Annotated in this window: 3 protein-coding genes; 1 reads left to right on the top strand and 2 read right to left on the bottom strand. The window is 69.0% G+C overall.

Annotated features, from left to right (window positions below; translation table 11 throughout):
• The first annotated feature begins 115 nt into the window (after positions 1-115).
• The gene (locus GX015_RS07435; protein ID WP_291344026.1) at positions 116-2,461 is read left to right on the top strand and encodes an ATP-binding domain-containing protein; all 2,346 of its coding nucleotides are present in this window, start codon (positions 116-118) and stop codon (positions 2,459-2,461) included.
• A 138-nt stretch (positions 2,462-2,599) separates the two neighbouring features.
• On the opposite strand, the gene GX015_RS07430 is transcribed toward GX015_RS07435, so the two are convergent.
• Both GX015_RS07430 and uvrB read right to left on the bottom strand, forming a co-directional pair.
• A complete protein-coding gene (locus tag GX015_RS07430) occupies positions 2,600-3,040 on the bottom strand; it encodes a universal stress protein (RefSeq protein WP_291344024.1) in 441 nt (146 codons plus the stop codon).
• 319 nt (positions 3,041-3,359) lie between these two features.
• Positions 3,360-5,018: excinuclease ABC subunit UvrB (gene uvrB, locus GX015_RS07425; RefSeq protein ID WP_291344022.1), on the bottom strand; the 1,659-nt coding region annotated here is incomplete at its 5' end.

Raw genomic sequence — 5,018 nt, 5'->3', positions numbered from 1 at the left:
CTTCGCGTGTGCGGGCTTTTCGAGGCGGCGCGTCGGGGCGTCGTCAAGCACCTGCCCGGCCCGGAAGCGGCGTCGCGTAAAATGGCCCCTTCCCCCGATCACGAATGGAGCGCACGTGCAGCACCCCGATCTGCCCGCCGAGCAAGAGCACCTGGACGAGGTGTACTCGCATTTGGACGCCGCGCGCCGCCGCGACCAGGAGGCTCTGCGCAAGGTCATGCTCGACGATGATCCGGAGCCGCAGGCCCGCGTCGAGCGCGAGGTGGAGTACCAGCGGCTGCAGGCGAATCTGGAGCGGTACCGGCATGCGGAGGTCGGCCTGGTCTTCGGGCGCATCGACATCGCCGACGACGAACCCGACAATCCCGCGCCCGGTGCCCCGGAGCTGGACCGCAGGTACATCGGGCGCATGGGGCTTTCCGACGCCGACGACGGATACCGTTCGCTGTTGATGGATTGGCGCGCCCCGCAGGCCCGGCCGTTCTACCTGGCCACGACGGCGCACCCGGAGGGCGTGACTCTGCGGAGGCACCTGCGCACCCGCGGCCGGACCGTCCGCGCGATCGACGACGAGCGACTGACCGGCGGAGATGGCCCGGCAGCCGGCGAGCACGGCGCCGACGGTGGCGCAACCGTGGGGACGGACGGCACCGACGGCGCCGGCGAACGGCGCATCGAGGACGGGGTCGGCGGCGAGGCGGTGCTGCGCGAGGTGATCGATTCCGCGCGCACCGGCCACATGCGCGGGATCGTGGAGACCATCCAGCGCGAACAGGACCTGATCATCCGCGACGCCGGCCGCGGCGCGATGGTCGTGCAGGGCGGGCCCGGCACCGGCAAGACCGCGGTCGCGCTGCATCGTGTGGCGTGGCTGCTGTACACGCACCGCGATCAGCTGGCGAAGACGGGCGTGCTCATCCTCGGCCCGAACACGACCTTCCTCGAGTACATCTCGCGCGTTCTGCCGAGCCTCGGCGAAACGGGCGTGGTGCTGCGGACGATCGCCGACCTCTACCCCGGCGTGTCCGGCACGGGCGCGGAATCCCTGGCCACCCGCGAGGTGAAGGGGTCGGAGGAGATGGTCCACATCCTGCGACGGGCCGTCCGCGACCGGCAGCCGGACCCGACCGACGACGAGACCGTGACGTTCGACGGCGTCGAGCTGACCGTCACCCCGCCGATGGTGCGGGCCGCCCGCACGCGCGCCCGCCGGTCACGCAAGCCGCACAATCTGGCGCGCCCCCTGTTCCGCGAGCACCTGGTCGAGTCGCTGGCGCGCACGTTGGCCGACAAAATCGGCGCGGACCCGCTCGGCGGCGAGAACCTCCTGTCGGTGACCGACATCGCCGACCTGCGCGACGAACTCGACGATGACGCGGTCATTTCCGGTGTCCTCGACGACATGTGGCCGGAGCTGACGCCGGAACGGCTGCTCACCGAATTGTTGGAGTCGGAGGAGCGCATCGCCTCGGCCGCCGCCGAATACGACGACGCCACGCGCGCGGCGCTGCTGCGCGCACCAGGCACCCCGATGGGCCCGTCGGATCCGCCGCTGCTCGACGAACTCGCGGAGCTCCTGGGCGACGTCGCCGATACCGGCGGCGAACGCGAATGGTGGCGCGCGCAGATCGAGGAGGCCCAGGACGCCCTGGACATCCTCACCGGCTCCGCGCAGCAGGAGCTCGACGACGGCTCCGACGCCGAAATCCTCATGGCCTACGACCTCATCGACGCCGAGGCGCTGGCCGAACGACACCGCGACCGCGACGTGCGCAGCACCGCCGACCGCGCCGCCGAGGACCGCGAGTGGACCTACGGGCACGTCATCGTCGACGAGGCGCAGGAGCTGTCGGCGATGGCGTGGCGGATGATCCGCCGCCGCTCCCCCAACGGCTGGATGACCATCGTCGGCGACATCGCCCAGACCGGCTCCCCCGCGGGCGCGGAGAGCTGGGCCGGCGCGCTCAACCCGGTCATCGGCGACCGCTGGCGGCTGCACCGCCTGACCATCAACTACCGGACGCCCTCGGAGATCATGGACGTCGCCGCCGACGTCCTCTCCCGCATCGCGCCGGAGGCCGAGCCGCCCCGGTCGATCCGCTCCACCGGCCGCGCGCCGGTCCGGACGGAGCGCCTCGACCGTGCTCTGGCGATCGCGCGGGATGCCTCCGATGGCTCACGGCTGACGGCCGTCATCGCCCCCGCCGCGCAGGTCGAAGGCGTGAAGGCGCAGCTTGGCGCGGCATCGCTTGACGACGGCCACGTGCCCGTGCACGACGTCGACGAAGCCAAGGGGCTGGAGTTCGACGAGGTGATCCTCGTCGACCCCGACGCGATCGTGGCCGAATCGCCCCAGGGCCTGCAAGATCTCTACGTCGCCCTCACCCGCGCGACGCAGGGCCTCACCGTCGTCGCGGACGGGCAACCGGTGTCGTTGCCGCCGATCGTGACCGCCCCTTGATTCGGCGCGCCGGCCACGGGCCGTCGTAAAGCGGAGTCCCTCCGCCCTTCCCCCGGCATCCGCCCGGAGTTTCCCCGCCAGCCGGACACGCGAAAACCCCGGCTCCGAAAAGGAGCCGGGGTCGAGTCGCGGTGGTGCTTAGGCGACGGTGTGGACGATCATCACGTCGCAGTCGGACTGGCGCGCGACGTCGGCCGGGACGGAACCCAGCAGACGGCCGGTCAGGGAGTTGATGCCGCGGTTGCCAACGACCAGCAGGTCGGCATCGTGGTCGTTGACCAGGCTCATGAGGGCCTCGACCGGCGAGCCGGCCTTGACCTCGGTCTGGACGTTCTTGGCGCCGGCGGCCTCGGCGGCCTCCTTGGCGGCGGCGAGGTTCTGCTGGGCCGGGTCGTCGCCGAGCACCTGGACCGAATCCTGGCGCAGGGTCGAGGAGGCGGCCTCCTGGTTCTCGTAGTAGGCGCAGCCGATGACCAGGGTCGCATCGAACGCCGCGGCGATGGACGCCGCGCGCTCGACTGCAAGAAGCGAGGACTTCGAGCCGTCGGTGCCGACGACGATGGTCTGGTAAGCGCTCATGAAAACTGCCTTCCGCAAAACTCGGTGTTGGTGATGTTCGAGAATGACTTTTGTCGAGACGATTTCGATCGCGATCGATCGTAACCGACCGGGATCGACGTGATGCGACTCACGTCCGGATTGCCACTCGGGCCGTGTTCCTTCGCCCAACCCTAGCAAAATCCGGCCCCGGTGGACCGGCGATTTTCCGCAGTGCGCGAATGGCGATTCACTCAAATCGCGCCATCGGCCCACGTCATCACGCCGAGCACCCGATGTGACGCGCATCTCAGCCAATAAGAAAAGTATCCCCCGTCACTAACCCCGTTCGCCTCGCGACCTACTCCAGCCCGGCTTCCTCCATGCCGCGCAATTCCTTTTTCAGGTCGTAGATTTCGTCGCGCAGGCGGCCCGCGAGCTCGAATTTCAGCTCGCGCGCCGCAGCGCCCATCTGGGCGGTCATGTCGTCGATGAGCTTCTGCAGCTGCGCCTTGGGCATCCCCTCCACCGTCGCGCGCTCGGCCAGCGCCGCATCGACCGCCGCCGAATCCGCAGCGTCTCCGTCGCCGCCTTCGGCCTGGTTTTCGTGGACCTGATCGAGGATGTCCGCGATCTTCTTCCGCAGCGGCTGCGGGTCGATGCCGTGCTCGGTGTTGTAAGCGATCTGCTTCTCGCGGCGCCGCTCGGTCTCCTCGATCGCGTTGCGCATGGAGTCGGTGATCGAGTCGGCGTACATGTGCACCTCGCCGGAGACGTTTCGCGCCGCACGTCCGATCGTCTGGATCAGCGACGTCGTCGACCGCAGGAACCCTTCCTTGTCCGCGTCGAGGATCGCGACCAGCGACACCTCGGGCAGGTCGAGGCCCTCGCGCAGCAGGTTGATGCCCACCAGGACGTCGTAGTCGCCGAGCCGCAGCTGCCGCAGCAGCTCCACGCGCTTGAGCGTGTCCACGTCGGAGTGCATGTAGCGGACGCGCACGCCGTTTTCCAGCAGGTAGTCGGTGAGATCCTCCGCCATCTTCTTGGTCAGCGTGGTCACCAGAGCGCGCTCGCCCTTCTCCTCGCGCAGCCGGATCTCGTGGATCAGGTCGTCGATCTGGCCCTGCGTCGGCTTGACCACCACCTTCGGGTCCACCAGGCCCGTCGGGCGAATGACCTGCTCGACCACTTCGCCGCCGGTCTGGCCGAGCTCATACGGCCCCGGCGTCGCGGACATGAACACGACCTGGCCGACGCGGGCGTCGAATTCCTCGAAGGTCAGCGGCCGGTTGTCCAGCGCCGACGGCAGGCGGAACCCGAAGTCGACGAGGTTGCGCTTGCGCGACGCATCGCCCTCGAACATGCCGCCGATCTGCGGCACGGTCACGTGCGACTCGTCGATGATGGTGAGGAAGTCCTCCGGGAAATAGTCGATCAGCGTCGCCGGCGCAGAGCCCGCGGCACGCCCGTCGATGTGCCGCGAGTAGTTCTCGATGCCCGAGCAGAACCCGACCTGCTGGATCATCTCCAGGTCATACTCGGTGCGCATCCGCAGCCGCTGCGCCTCGAGGAGCTTGCCGCGGTTCTCGAAATCCGCCAGCCGCTCGGTCAGCTCCATCTTGATTTCCTCGATGGCGCGTTCCATGCGCTCCGGGCCCGCGACGTAGTGCGTGGCGGGGAAGATCCGCAGTTCCTCGACTTGCCTGACGACGTCGCCCGTCACCGGATTGAGGTAGTAGAGGGAGTCGATCTCGTCGCCGAAGAACTCGACCCGCACGGCCAACTCCTCGTACGCCGGGATGATGTCGACGACGTCGCCCTTGACCCGGAACGTGCCCCGCGTGAACGCGATGTCGTTGCGGGCGTACTGGATGTCCACGAGCAGGCGCAGGAATTCGTCGCGGTCGACCTCGTCGCCGGTGCGCAGCATCGCTGACCTGTCCAGGTAGGACTGGGGCGTGCCCAGGCCGTAGATGCAGGACACGGAGCTCACGACGACCACGTCGCGCCGCGACAGCAG

It is taken from the genome of Corynebacterium sp. (genome assembly GCF_012837295.1).
In the GTDB taxonomy this organism is placed as follows: domain Bacteria; phylum Actinomycetota; class Actinomycetes; order Mycobacteriales; family Mycobacteriaceae; genus Corynebacterium.
Note: the sequence above shows the minus strand (reverse complement) of the source record. Positions and strands in the feature narration are given on the sequence as shown.

What these genes read in the sequence shown, in the direction of transcription:
- GX015_RS07430 (WP_291344024.1), bottom strand. Translation starts at nt 3,040, where the DNA reads ATGAGCGCTTACCAGACCATCGTCGTCGGCACCGACGGCTCGAAGTCC.